Below are 20,694 nucleotides of genomic sequence, written 5' to 3' on the forward strand. Positions count from 1 at the left end.
ATTACAGGAGTTGTTGGTGTTGGGATTACAGGAGTTGTTGGTGTTGGGATTACAGGAGTTGTTGGTGTTGGGATTACAGGAGTTGTTGGTGTTGGTTCTACAGGAGTTGTTGGTGTTGGGATTACAGGAGTTGTTGGTGTTGGTTCTACAGGAGTTGTTGGTGTTTGGACTACAGGAGTTGTTGGTGTTTGGACTACAGAAGTTGTTGGTGTTGGGACTACGTTATTATTTTGAGTATTTAGATTATTTCTGTTACTATTTATTCCAGAACGCTGCTCAGTATTTGACAGGACTTGTCTTATGTCCTTAAAGGGATTTAATGCGGAATCATCTCCAATGGGGTCTACTGGAGAATTGCCTGTGATAATGTTGTTGGTAGAGGAAGTTGAAGGACTAGTAGTTAGCTCTGCAAAAGATGGGTTTTCAACTACTCCCTGACCTGTTATAGGCGACTGTGCGTTCAAAGCCGTAGCAGTTTCAGCTTGAACACTAGCGATCGCTGGGTCGGACGTAGGCGTAGGATTTTGCCTATTCAAATCAAATCCCCGAACCAGATCGCTCGTTTGATAAAAATTTCTAAGATCAAAATCGTATAAGCCCTGAAATTTGCCTTTAACTATAACCATCATCTGTCCTGCTTGCAGCACCTGAGTTTGAGAAGCTTCCTTATTAGAAACTTCAATGCCGCTATTTGTCAGCGCACCCACAATCGTAGTATCCGTTTGTTGGTCGTAGCGGACAAATAATGCTGAACCACGAATTGCTGCTGCTGCACTTGGCGTTTGTATCCGTGTTTGCCCCCTTCCAGGTGGAATAAGCAGCAATGCGGTTCCGTTTGACAGTCTAAAGCTGCGAGTCTTCGGCAAAAATTGAAATAGCGCCTGTTCTCCAACCCGTGCCAAAGAGCCATCATTGAAACGTAAATCTGCTAGGGAAGCTCGACCAGTTGACAACCCATCCCCAGGAATCATTGCATCTGATTTGCGTGCAGGACGCTTCTTGAGTTTATCTTTGGGTATCAGTTGTACCATGTTGCGGAGGTTCTGAATCTCCGCTCGCGTTAGAGGAGTCATAGCACTTACCCGATTTGGCAAAGGCAGTAGTATAACTCCCCATAAACCAATCACTAACAGTGGAAAGGATTTATGAAACATAGTTTGAGAATTTATGAATTTAAACTAGTACCAAAAAAGTTAAAGGTTTAAGCTGCTGCTAATTGTTATAAGTTTTCTTAGGTAAATTTATTTGCATTCTACCCTACATTTAATACATACATAAAATAGATAGCAAATAAACTATGTGTTTAGTTTATTTAAGTTTTTCTTCTTAAACTGACATTTTATGCAATAAAATCTGTAGCAGATTTGAAAGTTAGTACTTGATGTCAACAATTAAATGAAGAGTACCTTACAGATAATCCTTTTTAATCAGATCAGGCACAGGTTCATCAGTTATGTGGAAAAAGGGGTTGTTAGGGATCTGTTGTGAAATGACTCACTGGCTTTATTTCACTAAAGTTCAACATCAACTTTCTCGGAGCATCTCAGTTTTGCAAAAAAATCTGGGAAAAAATCCGAAAAGCAGCAATTTTAGTTTGTAGTTTCAGTATATACCTACAAAACTAAAATAGATACGCTTAATAGCTGTATCTTCTGAGTCGGAACTTCCGATACAGCTTGTAGGTCTACATTTGCCAAATGCGATCAATGCGATCTAACCAGATGCAACTCAAGAACTGGAAGAATTTGTTTTTTTGTATTTTGTTAGCATCCAGTGGTGGAAGCTGGTGTTGCATTAGAGTAGAAGCGGCAGAATCTGCAAATACAGATATTTGGCGTCCTAAAAATTTAGCAAGCACACAGGTAAGTTATCAGCAGCTATGTCAGAAGTTGGAGCAAGAGATAATTAACTCTTTGTGTAAACAGTCTAGTGAGTCGCATCCTTTAGACTCCCAGATGCCGTTAAATCTAGCACAGCAAACACCACAAACAAGTCAAGCCCCTAACACAAATCAAAAACCTGGAGATACTCAAAAGCAAAATGACCCGCCACAGCTAGAATCGCAGCCAAGTAATTTGCCTACATCTCCTCCAGACTCAAAAGAGCAACTATTAAATGCACCTCAAATAAATCAGTCCCAAAGGCTAGAGAGACTAATGCAGCTGCTACGATCGCCAAAACAGCCACCTGAGTCTGATAGCGATCGCGAATTGGGGTTGCGTGTGCGGTTACGACCCTTAGAACAGCAGCCACTCCCACCAACAGAACCCATAGTTAAGTTTAAACCTATCGGCTATCTACAGGCCCATGTAGGCTACTTCCAGACAAGTAACATTTTTTCCTCAAATTATAGTCCAATAGAAGATGGTTTAATTATTTCTGGACTGACCTTAGCCTCTGCATATTTTCCTTTGGGATCTAAGACTTATTTAAACGGCTCCATTGATGGTAATCTCATTCGTTATATAAATCAGTCACAATACCATTACAACCAGGTAAGATTTAATCTCAGTCTTTACCAGCAGCTATCCCAGCGAATGTACGGAGAAATAAGTTGGAGCAATCAACAGTTATTTTATGCCAACAACAGCAATCGCCTGGATAGCTTTAAAGCAGGCGATCGCTTTTTAAACGAGAGTTCCGTGCAACTGTCATTGGGACGGCGAGATCCCTTAACTTCAAAATTAACGCTAGATAGCTTCTACGAATTGAGTGTAAATTTTTCTGACCCCCTAAGTCGCGATCGGATAATCAATTCCTTTTGGATTTCTCTGAGCTACTACTTACAAAACCCTCTCCAGGTTGGTATTGACTACCAGGCGAACTTCTCGGACTTTACACAGCGCGATCGAGAAGACCAATTTCATCGGTTATTTGGGCACTTAAATTACCGAATATCCGATACCACTAATATGAATGTACAGGCTGGAGTTAGTTTAGGTAGTTCAACCGCCGAAAACATTGATTTTGATGGCTGGTTTTTCAGTATTAATTACAATTTACAATTAGGTCAGTTTTGATAGGAGTTAGGAGTTAAAAGTTAGGGGTTTTTATTCTTAACTTCTCACTCCTAACTCCTCGCTATAAATAAGAAATCCAATCACTCCAGCTGCCAGCATAAAGTTTACCCTTGCTAATGCCAGCTAATTCTAAAGAAAGTAAATTTACGCAAGCAGTAACACCAGAACCGCAATATACCAAGATTTCTTCGGCTGCTTCTAGTTTTTCCCACCGACGGCGTTGTTCTGGTTGAGGGAGTAGGTAGCCGGAAGAGTCTGTAACTTCTTGCCAAGGATAGTTGACTGCACCGAGAATATGACCAGCAATTTTATCAATTGGCTCTCGTTCACCTCGGTAGCGATCGCTCTCTCTTGAATCTACCAATACTACCTCGTCGCTATCTTTCCGGCTTTTCACCACAGTAATATCTACCACCTTTTCTGTTTGTACTTCAGCTACAAACGTACCCATTCGGGGGGTAGGAATAACATCCGTAATCGGATAATCAGCTTTTTGCCATCCAGCAAAGCCTCCATCTAGTATTGCTACTTGCTCATGTCCGAGATAGCGCAACAGCCACCATAGACGAGCTGCAAAGGCAAAGCGCGAATCATCATAAGCTACAACTAAAGTTTTTTGGTAATTTACCCCAATTGCCGCAAATTTGTTAGCTATATCATTAGGGTTAGGTAAAGGATGTCTCCCGCCATGTTTACCCACTGGACTGGAAAGATCCTCATTTAAATCTAGGTAATATGATCCTTTAATATGGCTTGTTTGGTACTGTTGTTGTCCGAGTTGTGGATCGGCTAAAGAAAAGCGACAATCCACAATAACGACTTGCGGATCTTCCAGATGTTCAAACAGCCAAGCTGGCGAAACAACAAATTGGGTATTAGGCATTGGAAATTAGGCATTATTTAGAGGACTTACGCAACTGGGTTATCAGTTGCGATCGCGCTAATCAGGTCTTTGTCGAGTAGGATGACGTTACCAATGATGACTTTATCATCTTTTGTACCGAAGCCTAGCGATCGCTGGTAGGTTGGATTAAGGAACGAAACCCAGCACTGCTAAATGTTCCTCCGGCTACCTTAGCTATACGGTATTCCCTAGATTATTTCTACCTTGAAAGATTTTTTTTAAAATCAACAAAAAGCAAATCTATTCCATTCATGATTATTGGAATTTTTTCTTCATTCACACTTAATTCCTGAAAACATTTCTGACTGTATTCTGTATTTTTAAGAAATTGGTTAATCGATCTAATTAGTGGTGAGCGAACTTCATAGCTTGCCTCAGCTTTAGAAATTGCACCCGCAGGGATATCGTTATTCACCCGTAGAATTGCTAAGTCAATTAAATCCCTGGATTGGGTGCTGGTATCATTCCAACGATCAGCGTTAGCCATCAGTTTTGATGTAAATCTGTCACTTATACTTAAACATGGAATATTTGCCCACTGAGGATAAACAGGAGGATCTAAGTTAAAGTTTCCATTAGCTACAATTTCTACTTTAATAGTTGTTCCATGAACGGTAACAGGAAATCGAATCCCGTACTGATTTGCTGTGCTGTCACCCAACTTAATATTTGTGGGATTTATAAATAATGCAGCAATTCCATCATCATAGATTAAATTTCTTAAGTATCTATAATGTTCAGTTCCATAGGGAAAAAGAAAATCAATATCTTTACTAAACCTATATTCGTCATATTCCAATGCTAATACGGTTCTGGATTGCTCGATGCCAACCTTACTGAAGCCGATCTTAGAGATGCTATCTTGGAGAATACTAACTTCCGTGGTGCTAATCTCAGAAAAGCTATTTTGGACGATGCTATCAAGGATGCTGTCTTGGAAGACACCATCATGCCAGACGGGCAAATTTTAACCTATTCCCCTTGGGAAATGCCGCGTTAAATTTGAGAATTCATGTTGATTTTCTTCTGATAGAAGATTTGCGCTTAAAGAGTGCGATCGCTCGTAGGTTTGGTTGAGGAACGAAACCCAACACTGATAACAGATAACAGATATTTCACAACAAAGCTCTCAAAGAATTCACAAACATAATTAACTGCACAAATATTTTTGCATCATCAATACCTGCTTCAATTATTGATAAAATTATCAATCTAAAAATTTGTGCAAAATTAATAATTTTAGATATTTTTTTTGCCAAAAATTCTGATTCACTTAAAACTTATGCACTCTACAAACTAACTCTAATGTGTATTACGCAAAATGTCTCTTTCAGACGCTGATCACAACGCTGATTTAGTCGCATATTTACTGTGTCGGGTGCTAGATATGGCTCAAAAGCCCAAATTTTGTATAGTACATATGTATGATGCCTAAGTCCTATTACTTTTTAAATACTCAGGCAACGAGTTTTTACAAGCCAAATAGCTTAATTATGTGGTAGTATTCAATATTACATACCACTGAGCAGTAATCGAGTATTACTATAAGTGATTAAGTAAAAACGTATACGCATAATGATTACCATAAAAAGTTAAAACTCAAAACCCGATATATCGAATAAAGCAAGCAATCATAACGCTTTCTGACGGCGCTAGGTTAAAAAATCTCCGTAAAAAACCTGATTTAACATTTGTGCCAATTCATCATACTGGAATTATAAGCAAAAAAATGTTACGAACAAGATATACCTTGTTCATAAGATAAAAGATACATGCTGCGAAAAACTCAGATAGGCAGCTTGACATCACGCATAATCCCTATGAAAACTCTGGCTTAGATACAGCCAAATATTAAATTTGTTTTTGAAATCTGACACTGTTAACTTGTGCAAAAACTTGGAGTGCCTTTGTGATTCAGTGGAAATCCAACCATACTGGCTTTACAGAACAAATTGTTAGTGGGTCAAACCCCATTAGCACAGTGAAGAATATGGGTTCTAATCATGCCGTAGGATCGCAAAATTCAGAGGGTTATTCTTTAGGGTTATCTCAAGAAGACCTTATGCTTGAAGATAGCCAAGCAGTGTATTCTTGGATAAAAGCTGATGTTAATTGTGGTGATGATTCATTGGTTTCTAGAACACTACAAGCCAAAGGTTCTAAAGTGAATGGGTTTGATTTAGATCCGCCGAAGGTTTTAGTAGTTGACGATCATGCCGCCAGTCGGATGACTGCTGTTGCGCTCTTGGGGATGGAAGGATACGAAGTGATTGAGGCGGACAGTGGTTCCATTGTTGTCGGATTGGTAACTCAAAAACAACCAGATTTGATTTTGCTGGATGTGATGATGCCAGGAATGGATGGATTTGAAGTATGCCAATTGCTCAAACAGGATGAGCAGACTAGGCTAATTCCAGTGATTTTTATTACGGCATTAAATGACAGGCGATCGCGCATTCGGGGAATTGAAGTTGGGGCAGATGATTTTCTCACCAAACCCTTTGATCGTGTGGAACTGGCGGCGCGTGTAAAGTCCTTAGTGCGGCAGAAGCGTCTGAACGAAGATTTAGACCATGCCGAACAAGTACTATTTTCCATTGCCATGTCAATTGAAAGTCGCGATCCCAATACAGGCGACCATTGTGAACGCCTGGTAAAACTGGGACAAATTTTTGGTGAATACCTCAACCTCTCACGCTACCAAATTCGAGATTTGATGTGGGGTGGTTATCTCCACGATATCGGCAAAGTGGGTATTCCCGATGCAGTGCTGCTGAAAAAAGGCCAACTCACCCCCGAAGATTGGCAGATCATGCAGCAGCACGTTTTGATTGGGGAAAAAATCTGCCGGCCACTACGCAGTATGCGGGGTGTAATTCCCATTATTCGCCATCACCACGAACGCTGGGATGGCTCAGGCTACCCTGATGGACTCAAGGGGGATGATATTCCCCACCTGGCGCAAGTATTTCAGTTAATTGATATTTACGATGCTCTGACCAGCGAACGACCTTACAAGAGAGCTTTTACTTCAGCAGAAGCACTTTTAGTGATGCTAGAAGAAGCTAATTCGGGTTGGCGCAATCCCAAACTAATGCAGCAGTTTGCCGAGTTTATTCGCTCCTGTCAGGAAAAACGTTAGGGAGTAGGAGGAGGGGATTTTGTAGCTACCGTAATCAGCACGAAATGGTATTATTCTGACTCATCTAAAACCTCCATTCCTCTCACCGTTCCGGTGTAGCGGTGAGCGAGTTGTCGTTAATAATTTTTTTGGATGAGTTGTAATACTGTTATGACTCAATATATATCTGTTAAATGCAAACTTATAGTCCCTACTAACTTCGGTGGCGAAATCAACCGCACAATGGAGGGGTTTGCTGATGCTTGCAATCAGATACTGGAGGTGGCTAAACGCTGACTTTTCCCGTTAAGTCGTAAAAGGTTGAAATAGTAAGGGTTTTAAGCTCTCATGTATTATCAACACATGAGAGCTAATGACAATACACGACGAGAGAATAGGACTTTGGGATAGCGCTTCCAGGAGCGATCGCATCTTCTCAAAAGATAACGGGAAAAGTCAGGGCTAAACGTGAGAATTGCTGGAATACTACCAAGCTTCACCATAAGGTTTATAAACCTGTACGTGAGGCAACGGGACTGAAAGCTAACCATGTTTGTCAGGCTATTAGAAGAGTTATTGGTAACGCTAAAGCGGTTAAGCAAATCCACAAATTTAGACCCACCTCTATCAGCTTGGATGTTCGCACCTTTGTTTACAAGGAAGAAAGCCAGTCTGTAGGGGTGACTTTGATGTGTGGGCGAGTTGAATTTAAGTTGTCTATTGGTGGCTACCAGATTGCACTGCTGAGAGGGCAAAGCCCGACTAGTGCAACACTGAATAGAACCAAACAGGGACAATACAATATCCACTTTGTTGTTGATATCCCGACTCAGCCCACTGGTAAAACTCCCGTCTTGAAAAGTTCACCCGGCCGAAACCGGGACGCACAGACTTTTCGCAAAGTGATTGGGGTTGACCTGGGTAGACGCGATATCGCAACCACGTCCACGGGTAAGTCGTGGAGTGGCAAACAGATTCAATCGGTTCGTGACCGATACAGTCAGATCAGGGCTAACGTCCAATCCAAACGCACTCGGTCGTCTAGGCGACTTTTGAGAAGGCTTTTTGGGAGAGAGCGGAAGTTTCAAGAATGGTTGAATCACAATATCAGCAAGCAACTTGTTCAAGATGCGAAACGAATAAATGCGGCATTGGCTTTTGAAGATTTGACTAACATTCGAGAGTCTTTGAACCAAAAGCGACGAAGCAAAGTAGAACGCCGTAGAACCAATCATTGGGCGTTCTATCAACTGCGTTTGTTTAGCAGAACACCTATAGTACGCCATGTAAAAGTCAGAGGCGAAGCCAGTCCATTTGATGGCAACCTAATTTACTGGAGTTCAAGAATGGGAATACACCCCGAAGCAACAATAAGGATGTCTACACTCCTTAAAAAGCAAAAAGGGAAATGTAACCACTGCGGATTGTACTTCCGAGAGGAGGATGTACTGGAGATTGACCATATAATCCCCAAAATTCTGGGAGGCAAAGACGAGTACAAAAATCTCCAGATTTTTCATAGACACTGCCACGACATGAAAACAACCGATGATGGTTCGGCTGTAGGTACGCATGACAAGCGCCAAATCATTGAGGAGCCGGATGAGGTCGAAAGTCTCATGTCCGGTTTTGTAGACGAGCGGTTCTCGTGAGAGAATCGCTTAGTTTAACTATAAATGCGGCCAACAATATTGCCGCTCTTGGGGTGACTTTTGTAAACTCGCCCGAAATTCCGGGGATTGTCTGTCAATTAGAAGGACAATTGTCCTTCTAATTGACAGGCGAAATCTGGGATAAAGCTCCCGCTACAATCGTTACTCCGATTTAGCGGCGAGTAGTTTACTGTATATTTCAGTCTTCTATGATTAGCTGGTATGATTTGAGCCTAAATCTTAAAGTACTAACAGGATTAATCATAATTTCACTGATAGCTGATAGCTAATTATGGTAGTTGTAGCAATTCTAGCGGCAGGACGCGGCACACGGATGAAATCACGCTTACCCAAGGTTTTACATTCTTTGGGTGGGCGATCGCTAGTCGAGAGAGTTCTCGAAAGTGTAGAACCACTTTCCCCCTCACGGCGAATCGTGATTGTGGGGTATCAGTCCGAAGAAGTGCAAGCCGCCATGCATTCAATTCTTAGCTTGGAGTTTGTCGAACAGACTGTGCAATTGGGGACAGGTCATGCCATCCAGCAATTACTTCCTCACTTGGAAGACTACACTGGGGATTTGCTGATACTTAACGGCGATTTACCGTTGATACGCAGCGAAACCCTCAAGCAGATGTTACAAACTCACGCCCAAAATCAAAACGCCGCCACCATTCTTACCTCGCACCTACCCGATCCCACAGGCTACGGGCGCGTTTTTTGTAACGATGAAAATATTGTGCAGCAAATGGTCGAACACAAGGATTGTACTGCTGCTCAAAGAGAAAATCAGCAGATTAACGCTGGAGTTTACTGCTTTCGCTGGCCAGATTTGGCAAAGGTGCTGCCCCACCTCCAGGCAAACAATGCCCAAAAAGAATACTATCTAACTGATGCTGTGACTCAAGTGGGCAAAGTTATGGCAGTGGATGTGGAAGATTATCAAGAAATTCTCGGCATCAACGATCGCCTGCAACTGGCAACAGCATCCGAAATTTTGCAAAGGCGAGTCAAGGAAAAATGGATGCTGGCGGGTGTCACCCTCATCGACCCTACAAGCATCACCATTGATGAAACAGTGGAATTACAGCCAGATGTAATTATTGAACCCCAAACTCATCTGCGGGGAAATACGGTGATTCAAACAGGATGTCACATTGGGCCGGGAAGTTTAATTGAAAATAGCCAGTTGGCTGAAAATGTCATGGTGCAGTATTCAGTAGTAACAGATAGCACCGTGCAGGCAGGAAGCCGAATTGGCCCCTATGCTCATTTGCGCGGTCATGTAGAAGTGGGTGCTGGTTGCCGTGTGGGGAATTTTGTAGAATTGAAAAATACTCAATTAGGCGATCGCACGAATGCAGCACATTTGTCGTATATAGGTGATGCCGTTGTCGGCAATCAGGTGAATATTGGTGCCGGTACAATTACTGCCAATTATGATGGCGTAAAGAAACACCGGACAAAAATAGGCGATCGCACAAAAACTGGTGCCAATAGCGTTTTAGTGGCTCCAATCACCTTGGGCGATGATGTCTACATCGCAGCCGGTTCTACCGTGACAGAAGATGTCCCTGATGATTCTCTGGTGATTGCCCGTAGTCGTCAGGTGGTGAAACCAGCTTGGCGCAAGAAAAGCCAATAAAGCGATAATTAAATCATCAGATTAACTGATTTTAATAGAGGCAAAAGATGAGCAAAACAAAACAATTTACCGCGATTATTGAGCGTGAGGAAAAGGGCTATGTATCGCTTTGTCCAGAATTAGATATTGCTAGCCAAGGTGACACCATCGAAGAAGCACGCAGTAATTTAGTTGAGGCATTGGAATTATTTTTTGAGACAGCTGACCCATCTGAAGTCCAAGAACGGCTAATTACAGAAGTATTTATTACACGCCTAGAGGTAAGTGTTGGGTAAGCTGCGCGTTCTTTCGGGTGGGGAAGTATGTCACTATGGAAGAACTGCTAGAACTTAGGCAACTTCTAGAGCAAGGCAAAATTCATGAGGCGCTGCTGTTGGTGGATGAGTTAGAAGAAATGAGCCTCAGTGACAAAATCAATAAAATTGATAGTTATGGTGTAATTCTTCTCATCCATTTAATTAAACAAAAGGCTGAAAAACGTTCTACTCGCTCTTGGGATGTTTCGATAGAAAATACGGTGCGGGAAATCAACAAAATAAACAAGCGCCGCAAATCCGGTGGTTTTTACTTGAATCAAGCAGAATTAATCGATATTCTGCAACAAGGATATCAAGTGGCACTGAAAAGAGCGGCGCTAGAAGCTTTTGAAGGGCGTTATGAAGCCCAAGAATTAGCCGCAATGGTTGAGCAGCAAGAAACTTTAGCCGAAGCGCTGGAACTGATTCAACAATAGCCGATCAGTTCGTTGTCAGTCCATTCCAAGGTGTCACCGATTTTTTCGCCGTTGTGGTAGGCGGCGAGTAAGATTTCGCTAGTTTTTCCCCAAGCGATCGCTCCACTAGCATCTAAGGCGATCGCTCCCAAATCCCGTTTGTTCTGGTGCGCTTCCCCAAAGGATCGCTGCATGGCCTCCTTCAGGGACATCCCATCAGTGACACGGACTACAATCCGGGGAGCTAAACACTCATCGATGATATCTTCCCCAATACCAGTACAGCTAACACCAGCGTTACTAGTAGCATAATTACCTGCTGGCATCGCCGAATCACTTACCCTTCCAATCCGCTCAAATCCCTTACCACCAGTAGAAGTGCCAGCAGCTAGCCTACCAGATGCATCTAAAGCTACCACACCGATGGTGCCGCGTCCGGCATTGCTGGTTTCTAACAGTTCAGGTTCTGCAACCACGCCAGCCATTGTGCTTTTAAAATTATCTTGGCGCTCTTGCATCCACTCTTGTAACCGCAAATCAGTTAAAGCGTTATAGGTGGGAAGTTGCATTTCCCGCGCCAACTCAGCCGATCCGAAATCTGATAGCACTCGGTCTGGTGAGCTTTGTAAAAATTGTGCCAACTCAATAGGATTTTTCACCCGCGAGATATTAATCACACCACTAAACCGCCCTGATGCACCATCCATCAGAGAAGCACTCATGCGGATTTGCCCATCAGATTGCAGAACTGAACCAGTACCAGCATTAAAGCGGGGGTTATCTTCGAGCATTTGGCAACCCTGCACCACCGCCTCAGAGGCAGTTGCTCCTGACAATAGCAGAGAATAGACTTCTTCTATTACTGTATGGAGCGATCGGCGCACCGCCTCCAATCCTCCTTTACCGTGGAGAGAACTACCAGCCCCCCCATGAATAATTAATTTCGGTTGCACCTGTGACTCCATTAATCCCTTGCGCTATTTGCGTCTGTGTTGCGGTTAGTTTCATTTTGAGCTTCAGAACGGCGACGACGACAACGTTCTGAGCAGTATTTCACATCGTCCCAACAATCTTGCCACTTTTTACGCCATGTGAAAGGACGTTGACATACCGGACAGATTTTTGTCGGTAGGTCAGATTTAGAACGAACACGTCCCATATAAATGCTGTGTAGATGAGAATTTGATTTCTGAGAGAGATGGAAAATAATTATAACCAGTTTGCTACGAAGGGAGGATACTTTCAGAGAAAAAATGTATTGTCAATCTATCTTTGAACTTATTTTTTAACTCTTTCCAAATAGGACTTACGCACGGATTACGGAATAACGTAGACGCATTCGCGGAGCGTCTCGTAGAGAAGCGGCTTGCCGCAGGCTACCGCAGAGGAATGAGAGTTTCACGTAGGGGCAATTCAGGAATCATTGGTGTCAACTTAAGCTCAAACCCCTTTAAAACCTTGTTTCCAGCCAAAGCCTAGAAATGCTACTCGTTGCGGCTCTGCCGCAAGTCTTGAGGCGGCAGCCCCAAAATATGCATTCCCAGTCGGAGACTGGGAACGAGATAATCTCTAAAAGCTTGCCTAATTCAGAGGATTATACTCTGAGAGGAGATGATCTAAAAGCTTAACCTCGTAATGATTTAAATATGAAGCAGATGTTCCTAATTCCTGCAATTTCTGGTAGATAAAATCATGTTCAAATGTTTCGATCCGTTCTTGTAAGTTTCCATAGATTTCCTGAAAGTTGAACTCAGTTGCTAAAGCCAAGGTAATTTGTTCTCGGTCTTTACCAAGTGACCGACCGTTGAATTGATAATCACCTTGAGAATCCTGGGATAGTAGCCCAAGAGCGATCGCTAAAAGCAAAGTTTGATAAGCTAGTTTTAATTCCCTACCAGAACCAATTTCCTCTGGAATTAAATCGGGAATGTTCTCGTCTAGCTCGATTTGTTCGCTCTGAGTCCGCTCATAGCAGTCTCGATAAAACTCAATTTGACTGAGAAAATAAGCCGGAAAGCCCAACGAACGGGTCAAAACACACAACCGTCGCTCATCTTCAGTTACCAAGGCGGTTAAAGTGCGGCTAAATCGACTGTAAAGCGCAAACATTTGTTCTTTATCTTTTGCTCCTACCCAGAGGGTAATCTCGCGTTGAGAAGTTGGGTTTAAGTTAGCGTCAATATCCTGAATTCGCAGCAATAAGTTAGCGTTATTATAAAGTTGATTTAAACGCAAATTTGCAGTGTTTGCGGTAATTAAATCTGATTGTTTTAATACTTCCCCAATAGACAAGTTGCTCAATTGCTCGAACTGCTGGCAAGTAAAGGGGATAAGTTGGTTCTTAAATGCTTCAGCAGAAATTTTCCACGACTGAGAGCGGCTAATTTGTTCCTGAGTGAATGTCTCAGTTGTTAGTGTGGTCAGAAAATTTTGGTAATAAGCATCAATATCAGCATCGGTAAGAACTGTGAGTCTAATTTCCGAGAACTTCGTCGTAGCTTGATCGCGTTGAGCAACCAAATCATTGTATATCTCAGACAAGTTGGTAAGAGTTTGCCGTAAAGTCTCAGCCCTTTGTTTAGCTGTTTTAATCAGATAATTCAATGCCTCAACGCGGAGATTTTGGGCGTATAAATCATACTCCAACTTTAATTGTTCATTATAGTTGCGACGTAATTCGACGATGGTTGCTTTAACAGTGCTTTCTAGGCGTTTAATTTGTTTCTGAGCCTTTTGAATGCGATCGCGAATGTTAGTACTGTACTTAAGCCAAACTATACCAAAGTAAGTCAGAATTGTTACCGCAGTCCCAAGCAGATAACTAACTAAGTTAGCCCAAAATTTTTGCAATAACAGCCATAGTGTTGATTGACTGAAAATTCCAGTCAGAATCAGCAAACCGAATAAAGCAATAACAACAACAATAGGATAAATGACTAGATACTGAGAGCAAAATTGATTTTCTTCTGCTAGCAGTTCATTTAGTTGATCTGTGGCTTTTTCAAGTTGATTTTCAGTGAGAGTTAGGTGATTTTGAGATGAAACGATCGCAGCTTCTGCTTGTTCACGAGCGCCAGCGATCGCTATAAAACGAATTTGTCGAGCTTGTTCGATTTCTGCATTTAACGCTTGGCGATACTCAGCAATTGCGGTTTCTAGCTGTTTCTGAGTTGTTTGAAGCTCTTGCAGTTGTTCTTCAGAATTTCTTTCAGCTAAAATATCTTGTAATTGTTGCTGCCGCAATTTTAAAGACAGAATTTGGTTGAGCAGCTTTTGAGTGATTTCTTTATCAATTGTTACCTGCAATCTGGAATCGAGAAATGCTTCAGCGGCACGCAGTTCTGTAACCAGATTCTGGGATTGATCGCCAATGGCATCCGTTTGCAGTTCCAAATAAAGAAGGGTCAATATATTTAATAGCCTAGATCCTTCATGCAAGCCTCTAGGTGTAGCATCAGCATAGCTATTAATGGTGCGATCTAAGAAGGCTGTTAGTGTTGCCTGTAATTGTTTGCAACAAGTTTCTAGTGTGCGCTTATAGGAAAGTAGCTCTTTATTTTCAAATTGCCGATAAGCACGCTGCAATTCCATCCCATATTCCTGAGCCTGGCCAGCACGCATTTCAAGGCGCGGATTAAAATCTTGCCAAACTGGTTTGCCGTTGTCTCGTTCTAATCCGAGAAAAGCATTGCTGAAATCTTCGCTGAGGATAAATCCTTTGGCATCTAACAGGCATTTGCGAATTGCCTCTGGAGTGAATTCTGCCTTCGGTAAATACTGCTCCATCAGAATATCGGCAGCTAAGGCAGCACTCAAACGGTTAATAGTTATTTCTCCTGGAAAAAATAGTTCTCCATAGCCAAATGCACTATATGCAGGTATTTTCCCCCTAACTTTTTGTGTGCCAATTAATAAGCCGTTGGTTTCCGGTTCGACGGTGAGAAAACCTGCCAAAGCATCAGCATAACTAGGTAAATTATCCCTCAGTCCCCCAATTTGCTCATCCATCAACCAGCAGTTATCAAAAGGTGGTACTTTTTGGGCACCTGTAATCACAACTCCAGTGGTCATTTTGTAATCTAATTCTTTCAGGAGCGTGTAAGCAGCGCCGTAATCAGCAGTTGTGGCTTGAGTAAATAATCCTGGCAGTAGTAATAAAGCTTCTAAGCTGTAAGGAATATCTGTAAAGTACTTAATAAATAGCCAACGAATCAAGCGTACTATGCCAAAAACTACTTCCCGAGCAAATTGATTGCTGACTGACAGCATGAGATATATTCGATGGGTGCTGCTGATTTCCACTCCTTGGCGTTTTGCTGCGATCGCTTCTTTTGATTGATTAGCCGTTTTCAATAATTCAATCAGTGCAGTTTGGATTTCGCCACTTGCTTCGCTGAACTGAGTACGGATTTTGGAGACATAAGCTTGTTTACTATGAGTTTGAGCGAGATCAAAACTGGTGTCAGCAAACTGATCTAACTCGTTACTAAAGCCAAAAGTTTGACCGTCCCAAGTTAAGGTATAAGTTTGAATTAAACAGCTTTGGGCAGCCGGAAATTCTTGCAGTTGCCGTTTAATGGCTGCACAAAAAGCGGCACTATGAGGATCGAGTGCAAGTAAAATAGTTGGTTTTGGCATGGGGACACTCTCAGAGTGCAAACTATGGGGCTAAATAATCACATCCAAATCTTCCAGGTAGGCTTCAATTTCTTGAATTTCCATTTCTACCTGTTCTTGAATCAGGGTATTAATGTTGCCATCTGTTAAATTCTTACTGAGGTAATTGATGTAGTTTTGTAAAGTTAATTTAGCTTTGTCTTGGTCTTCGTAAGTAATGCGCTCAACTTTTTTAGCAATTTCCTGAATTAGAGGCAAGTTACGTTTGAAAGCTTGAAATGCTGACTTGCGATCGCTTCCCAAAAGCAAAACTCCGTCATCTGATCTTTTCGCTTGTTCTGTAGAAACAAAATATCTTCTACTCTGATTGACAATCAATTTATACGGATCAGGTGCCAATGCTAATGCAAACCAACGCAACGCCCCACCATCATCTTCTGAAGGAATTAAATTGGGTAAGTTAGTCCAATTGCGGTCTAAGTGCTTGAAGACTTTATTTGGATCTAGATAAGCTACCTCCAGATCCCTCATTCCGTTGAAGGCGAATAAGGGGACACCGACTTCCACTCGAAACAGCATGACCTTATCGGGGTCGCCTGTTGGTACGAAAGAAGGATTATTTCTTCCTTTAGGCAAGCGATTTGAAAGCGGCGGATCGCTAAAAACTGTGTTGTTACTCTCTACTCCGTAGTAATAAAATTCCGTAATTAAATGCTGTTGTTGAGGTGGAATTTCCTCTGCTTGATATTGCCACAGAGGAACTGCAAGTTTGCCAAGTTGTTGTAAATCTTGCCCAGCATCTTCTGGATTACTATCTGCTAAAACCTGCTCAACAGTCATACTGGTGAGGGGATAGTAAGCTTCAGCTATAAATTTCAGAATTTCGTTCTTGACATTTTCAGCTTTTTTATCAGACCAATTCGTTAAAGTTTGAGACTGTTCTCGATACCAACGGATGAAATCTTCGCCAGTAATTTTGGGGCGTTTAGATTGCAGATTGCCACGTTGAATAGTATGAATAAAAGGATTGTCGCTATTTTCTTGACGGCTGACCTCGTTATAACTTTGTTCTAAATCTCGGTAAACTTTATCTAGGTTGCTGTGCAGACGCTGACACTTTTCCTGGATTTCTTCTACCTTAACCCGCAACCCACCATAGAGTTCAGCCGCTTTATCACACCGCTTCCAATGTACATAAGTCTTCCACTTTTGGTCAGCCCGTTCTTTGTATTTCTGGCAAGCTGCTTGAATAGTATTTTTATTTGAAAACATAGTTTCTGCGGCTTCTTTAATCTTTTCTTCTTGGGCTTCTAATTTCAAAGCATTGAAGCTCGATTGTGCCTCTCGTGACTTGTGCTGTATACTCTGCTGTGATTCATCCAATTTTTGGGAAAGTTTTGTCAAAAATTGCAAGACATAAGCTAGTCCATTGGCACGGTTAAGACTCCGCTCCCACCAGGTTGCGATCGCAGTAGTTGCAGTCTGCTCTAAGCGATAAAAACTCAATCCCAATTCTTGAGCCGTCCGTTGTTCAAATTGATCCAATTGCCGTTTATATAGTTCTTTAATTGTCGGCAAAGCTGTGCGATCGTGACGCATTTCGCCAATTCGGAATTCGGGTTTCATCTGTCCACCGCGATCGCTTTCAGTCAACGCATTCAGGACAGTAGTAGCATCTGCTAACTTGCAATCTTCTAAAAAGCGGGCGATGTCGCTTTCTAAATCGATTGTTGGGGTAGATCCCATTAACTCATTTTTCAGCAAGCTTTGAGCATCCTCTAATTTCATCCGCTCGTATTGCTGTACTGGCAGAGTCAGAGTAGCAAAGCCAAAACTACAGTAATTTATATTCTTTCCTCGGACTTTCTCACCAGTTGCTAGATAAGCGCGAATATTATCGGCAACGTTAGCAGCGTCTAGACCGATTTGAGAACCAATCTGGATGTACAAGCCATCTGCAACTAAATTTTGCAAATCGTCTGGACGGCTGACTACAGTTCCATTTTTATTAACGCCGTCAATTAAAAATACAGCATCAAAGGGAGGGCGATTGGCTTGAATTTTGGAAATACCATAATCAATCTCAATGCTATTAGACGATGACAATCCCGAAAAGTGTTCGATTTCCTTGAGAGCGCCATAGGCATTAGACTTCACCAAATGAGTTTGGGGAATATTGGCAAACACTCTGGGTAAAACAAATACCCCGGTAATATTAGAAAAATTATTGAGATGTTCTCGTGTTAAAAAAGCCGCATCTAAGAATGTACCACTGCCCGTCCCACCAGCCAAACTGCCAACTATAAAAACTTCGACACCATCCCGACTGGAAACTTCAATGTTAACTTTAAATGTTTGTTTGGTAGTGCGAATTTCGCGTACAGCATTGATCGCTTGAGCAATTAAAGCGTCAATATCCCCTACTTTTGCAAATAAGGCGAGCCGTCCGCGTGCCCGAATCTGTCCTGCACCACTGATCAGGCTGGATGCTGAAATGCTCTGAGGCCACCATTTAGCGATATGTTCTCTACCTATTAGAACTTGTGGATTTGCGACAGAAATTGCATAAAGTTCATTAGGTTCTAAGACAACCTTGGTGCCATCAGGTGATTTTTGTCGTTCTTGAATGTTTTCGGTAGTATCAATCGAAATAAAACGAATAACTTCTGGTACTGAGCCGTAAGCATCTATGAATCGCTTTTTGAGTTTGAGGACAACTTCATAACCCGTTCCTCCTAACCCGATAACAACGGTAGGACGAAAAACAACTGTGGGACGCACAACCTTGGGACTTAACATTCACTTTCCTGTGAGATTATTCAAAAGTTTGTCTGCCCACTGCTTGACTCAGAGGGTCTTTGGTGTTCAATCCAGTTAAATTGCAGCTTAACGTTGTCAATCTCGATGATGTCCTCGTTGTAAAGTTCATCTGTATTTATCTTTTTAGTATTGACAAAAATTACACCTTTCAAACAGTGCAAATCTATATTCTTTTTGCCTGCTCGCCAAACTGTGACTAATTCGGCATCAGAATTTGTAGCAGCAATGGCTGGTATCAAATCACTCAAGCATACTCTCCCCTTCTGGAGATGAGTAAGACTAATCTCTTCGTCTTGGGATGATTGTGGCAGTGGTTCTAGCACTACCAATGCTCCTTCTAAGCGTTTGCGGGTACGGAAATCTTCGACTAATTCCAAGGGGGTTTTACGTTGGATCAAACAAACTACTATCAGGGTAATTAACAACACCAGCAGCCCTAAGAGCAACCAAATGACTATTTTTCGTCCCAATGGCATCAAAATAAGCAGATGAGCTTCCGTACTCACAGGACTAGCAATTGAGTTATCTGGGGTCAGGACTAAGGTGAAGTTGCGATTGCCTGCAAAACTACTGTCAGTAACCTGCAACTGCACAGGAATTTTAGTTTCTCCTGGTTGGAAGGATATGGCTGCTGAAGGTTCTGCGATAAAAACGTCTTTGGAATTGCCTTGTAGTTGTAAGCTGGCTGTTCCAGATATATTGGTGCGAACTACCAAAGTTTGGGTTTCAGTGGTTTTCCCTACCTCTGTTGACCCAAAATCTATCCGTGTAGGTTGTATTTGTAGTTTCGACTTAATGGTTACAGGTAGGTCAATTGTAATCGGTGCGATCGCTTGATCTGCACTTATCAACACCAAGCGCAAGCTACTAGCGCCCCCCTTTGCCTCTGCTGGTATCTCTAAACGCACGGGAATGACTGTTGCTTGATTCGCAACTAAGTCGATGGTGCGATCGGGTGGAATTAAGCGAATACCGCTTTGCTTGGGGTCTTCCAATTGCAAACTTACCTTACCACTGACATTACTGATGCTGTTAATATTGAGCGGTTCAGTTGTTGTTCCAGGTGATACTGGCTGCAAATTGGCAGTGGGTAAATTAACATCAAGCTTGGGTGTAATCAGCACTGGCCGGATATTTTCAGCCAGTTTATTGAGTTCAACTCCTCCAGGATCTCGCAATACCTGTCCCTTCCCACAAAGCGCTGGATTGCTAGCAAAGTCATTCAGCTGCTTTTCGTGTTCTTTTAATCCTAAAGACACAAAAAATATATAGGGCTTGCATTGTTGATCAGGTAAAAGTTGAGTATTGCTAGGAATAGAAATAGGATTAGGAATACCACGCACATCTTCTACTCCGTCTGTCAAAAATACTATACTGACAGTCCGACCAAGAGCATCAGCACGTTTGTTTAACAGGGCAGAATGTTGCAAAGCCTTTTGCACAGCCTTACCTGTATAAGTCCGCATACCTTGAGCTTGAAGTGAGCTAATTATTTCCTTGAGTTTCCCCCTATCGGCATTACTGGTAATACTGACATCATTGGCATTTACGGTGACATCTTGATCAAAAGTATAGATAGTAACTGTATCGCCTAATCTGGCCGTGTTAACAAATTCAGTAACAGAATTCTTTACTGGTTCAAAAATATTTTTCGTTCCACCAACACCACGCATGGAAGCAGAAGTATCTACTACTAAAATCCAGTCAATTCCCCCTTTAGGAGTAGTTTGAGCAGATGCACCACACAAGTTAGAAATTGATATTAGAGCCAAAACAATAATGCTTTGGATTGAACTAAATCTCAAACAATGCTTGAAGTATCTAAAACTCATTGATAGATTTCTCCAGGCAGATAGATTTTATATTGGTCTTCTTTAAAGCGATAGTTTAAGAGTTGATATTTCAGCCGCTTGATACTTGTAAATATATTTTTATACCATCCATATATTTCTCTTTGCAGGAAAGTTAGAATTGACAACCTGACAGTTATGATTTGATGTATTGATTTCATCTCATTACCTAAAAATGAATGTTTAAGCTGCTATTGCCATACCAAAACCGATATAAGAATTTAATTGGCTATATAAATTTATAAACACGATATACAATTAAAAAATAAATTTATGTTTAAGCTTTTATGCTAAATACGAAATATTTTGGTGATATTGAGGCAATATATTTTGACCTTTTAACCAAGCTTTTC

Annotated in this window: 16 protein-coding genes; 7 read left to right on the plus strand and 9 right to left on the minus strand. The window is 41.8% G+C overall.

The window, feature by feature from the left end; genetic code table 11:
* The coding region (locus tag V7K30_RS18015) for a FecR family protein (protein ID WP_335001511.1) at positions 1 to 1,154 on the minus strand (1,154 nt) is incomplete at its 3' end.
* Between the two features lie 567 nt (positions 1,155 to 1,721).
* On the opposite strand from V7K30_RS18015, the gene V7K30_RS18020 reads away from it, so the two are divergent.
* Positions 1,722 to 3,020, plus strand: coding sequence for a hypothetical protein (locus tag V7K30_RS18020; protein WP_335001571.1), 1,299 nt, complete (start codon positions 1,722 to 1,724; stop codon positions 3,018 to 3,020).
* A 61-nt stretch (positions 3,021 to 3,081) separates the two neighbouring features.
* Here V7K30_RS18020 and V7K30_RS18025 read toward each other — a convergent pair whose 3' ends face one another.
* Positions 3,082 to 3,903, minus strand: coding sequence for a sulfurtransferase (locus V7K30_RS18025; RefSeq protein WP_335001513.1), 822 nt, complete (start codon positions 3,901 to 3,903; stop codon positions 3,082 to 3,084).
* Positions 3,904 to 4,123: 220 nt separating this feature from the next.
* The gene (locus V7K30_RS18030; RefSeq protein ID WP_335001515.1) at positions 4,124 to 4,723 is read right to left on the minus strand and encodes a nucleotidyl transferase AbiEii/AbiGii toxin family protein; all 600 of its coding nucleotides are present in this window, start codon (positions 4,721 to 4,723) and stop codon (positions 4,124 to 4,126) included.
* Positions 4,724 to 4,741: 18 nt separating this feature from the next.
* On the opposite strand from V7K30_RS18030, the gene V7K30_RS18035 reads away from it, so the two are divergent.
* Both V7K30_RS18035 and V7K30_RS18040 read left to right on the plus strand, forming a co-directional pair.
* Positions 4,742 to 4,924, plus strand: a complete 183-nt coding sequence (locus tag V7K30_RS18035; RefSeq protein ID WP_335001517.1) for a pentapeptide repeat-containing protein — start codon at positions 4,742 to 4,744, stop codon at positions 4,922 to 4,924.
* Positions 4,925 to 5,833: 909 nt separating this feature from the next.
* Entirely contained in the window at positions 5,834 to 7,066 is a 1,233-nt protein-coding gene (locus V7K30_RS18040; protein ID WP_335001519.1) for a two-component system response regulator, read from the plus strand.
* Positions 7,067 to 7,401: 335 nt separating this feature from the next.
* On the opposite strand, the gene V7K30_RS18045 is transcribed toward V7K30_RS18040, so the two are convergent.
* Positions 7,402 to 7,548, minus strand: coding sequence for a hypothetical protein (locus V7K30_RS18045; RefSeq protein WP_335001521.1), 147 nt, complete (start codon positions 7,546 to 7,548; stop codon positions 7,402 to 7,404).
* A gap of 129 nt (positions 7,549 to 7,677) precedes the next feature.
* Here V7K30_RS18045 and V7K30_RS18050 point away from each other — a divergent pair, with 129 nt between their 5' ends.
* The 4 genes from V7K30_RS18050 to V7K30_RS18065 all read left to right on the plus strand — a co-directional run bounded on the left by V7K30_RS18050 (position 7,678) and on the right by V7K30_RS18065 (position 11,075).
* A complete protein-coding gene (locus tag V7K30_RS18050) occupies positions 7,678 to 8,697 on the plus strand; it encodes an HNH endonuclease (protein WP_335001523.1) in 1,020 nt (339 codons plus the stop codon).
* A 292-nt stretch (positions 8,698 to 8,989) separates the two neighbouring features.
* Positions 8,990 to 10,342, plus strand: a complete 1,353-nt coding sequence (glmU, locus tag V7K30_RS18055) for a bifunctional UDP-N-acetylglucosamine diphosphorylase/glucosamine-1-phosphate N-acetyltransferase GlmU (protein ID WP_335001525.1) — start codon at positions 8,990 to 8,992, stop codon at positions 10,340 to 10,342.
* 47 nt (positions 10,343 to 10,389) lie between these two features.
* A complete protein-coding gene (locus tag V7K30_RS18060) occupies positions 10,390 to 10,617 on the plus strand; it encodes a type II toxin-antitoxin system HicB family antitoxin (protein WP_335001527.1) in 228 nt (75 codons plus the stop codon).
* A 35-nt stretch (positions 10,618 to 10,652) separates the two neighbouring features.
* On the plus strand, positions 10,653 to 11,075 hold the full coding sequence (locus V7K30_RS18065; protein ID WP_335001529.1) for a DUF29 family protein: 423 nt from the start codon (positions 10,653 to 10,655) through the stop codon (positions 11,073 to 11,075).
* Here the strand turns inward: V7K30_RS18065 and V7K30_RS18070 are convergent.
* The 5 genes from V7K30_RS18070 to V7K30_RS18090 all read right to left on the minus strand — a co-directional run bounded on the left by V7K30_RS18070 (position 11,066) and on the right by V7K30_RS18090 (position 20,323).
* Positions 11,066 to 12,019 carry an isoaspartyl peptidase/L-asparaginase gene (locus V7K30_RS18070; protein WP_335001530.1) on the minus strand — a complete coding sequence of 318 codons (954 nt, stop codon included), beginning with the start codon at positions 12,017 to 12,019 and terminating at the stop codon, positions 11,066 to 11,068. The two genes, V7K30_RS18065 and V7K30_RS18070, sit on opposite strands and share 10 nt — an antisense overlap.
* Complete coding sequence (locus V7K30_RS18075) at positions 12,019 to 12,213, minus strand: DUF2256 domain-containing protein (protein ID WP_094350216.1); 195 nt, start codon at positions 12,211 to 12,213, stop codon at positions 12,019 to 12,021. The genes V7K30_RS18070 and V7K30_RS18075 overlap by 1 nt, the downstream gene beginning before the upstream one ends.
* Positions 12,214 to 12,635: 422 nt before the next feature.
* Entirely contained in the window at positions 12,636 to 15,692 is a 3,057-nt protein-coding gene (locus V7K30_RS18080; RefSeq protein WP_335001532.1) for a hypothetical protein, read from the minus strand.
* A 30-nt stretch (positions 15,693 to 15,722) separates the two neighbouring features.
* Positions 15,723 to 18,470 carry a tubulin-like doman-containing protein gene (locus tag V7K30_RS18085; protein ID WP_335001534.1) on the minus strand — a complete coding sequence of 916 codons (2,748 nt, stop codon included), beginning with the start codon at positions 18,468 to 18,470 and terminating at the stop codon, positions 15,723 to 15,725.
* A 20-nt stretch (positions 18,471 to 18,490) separates the two neighbouring features.
* Entirely contained in the window at positions 18,491 to 20,323 is a 1,833-nt protein-coding gene (locus V7K30_RS18090; RefSeq protein WP_335001536.1) for a vWA domain-containing protein, read from the minus strand.
* Positions 20,324 to 20,694 lie beyond the last annotated feature (371 nt).

This window comes from Nostoc sp. (assembly GCF_036917655.1).
Classification (GTDB): Bacteria; Cyanobacteriota; Cyanobacteriia; order Cyanobacteriales; family Nostocaceae; genus Nostoc.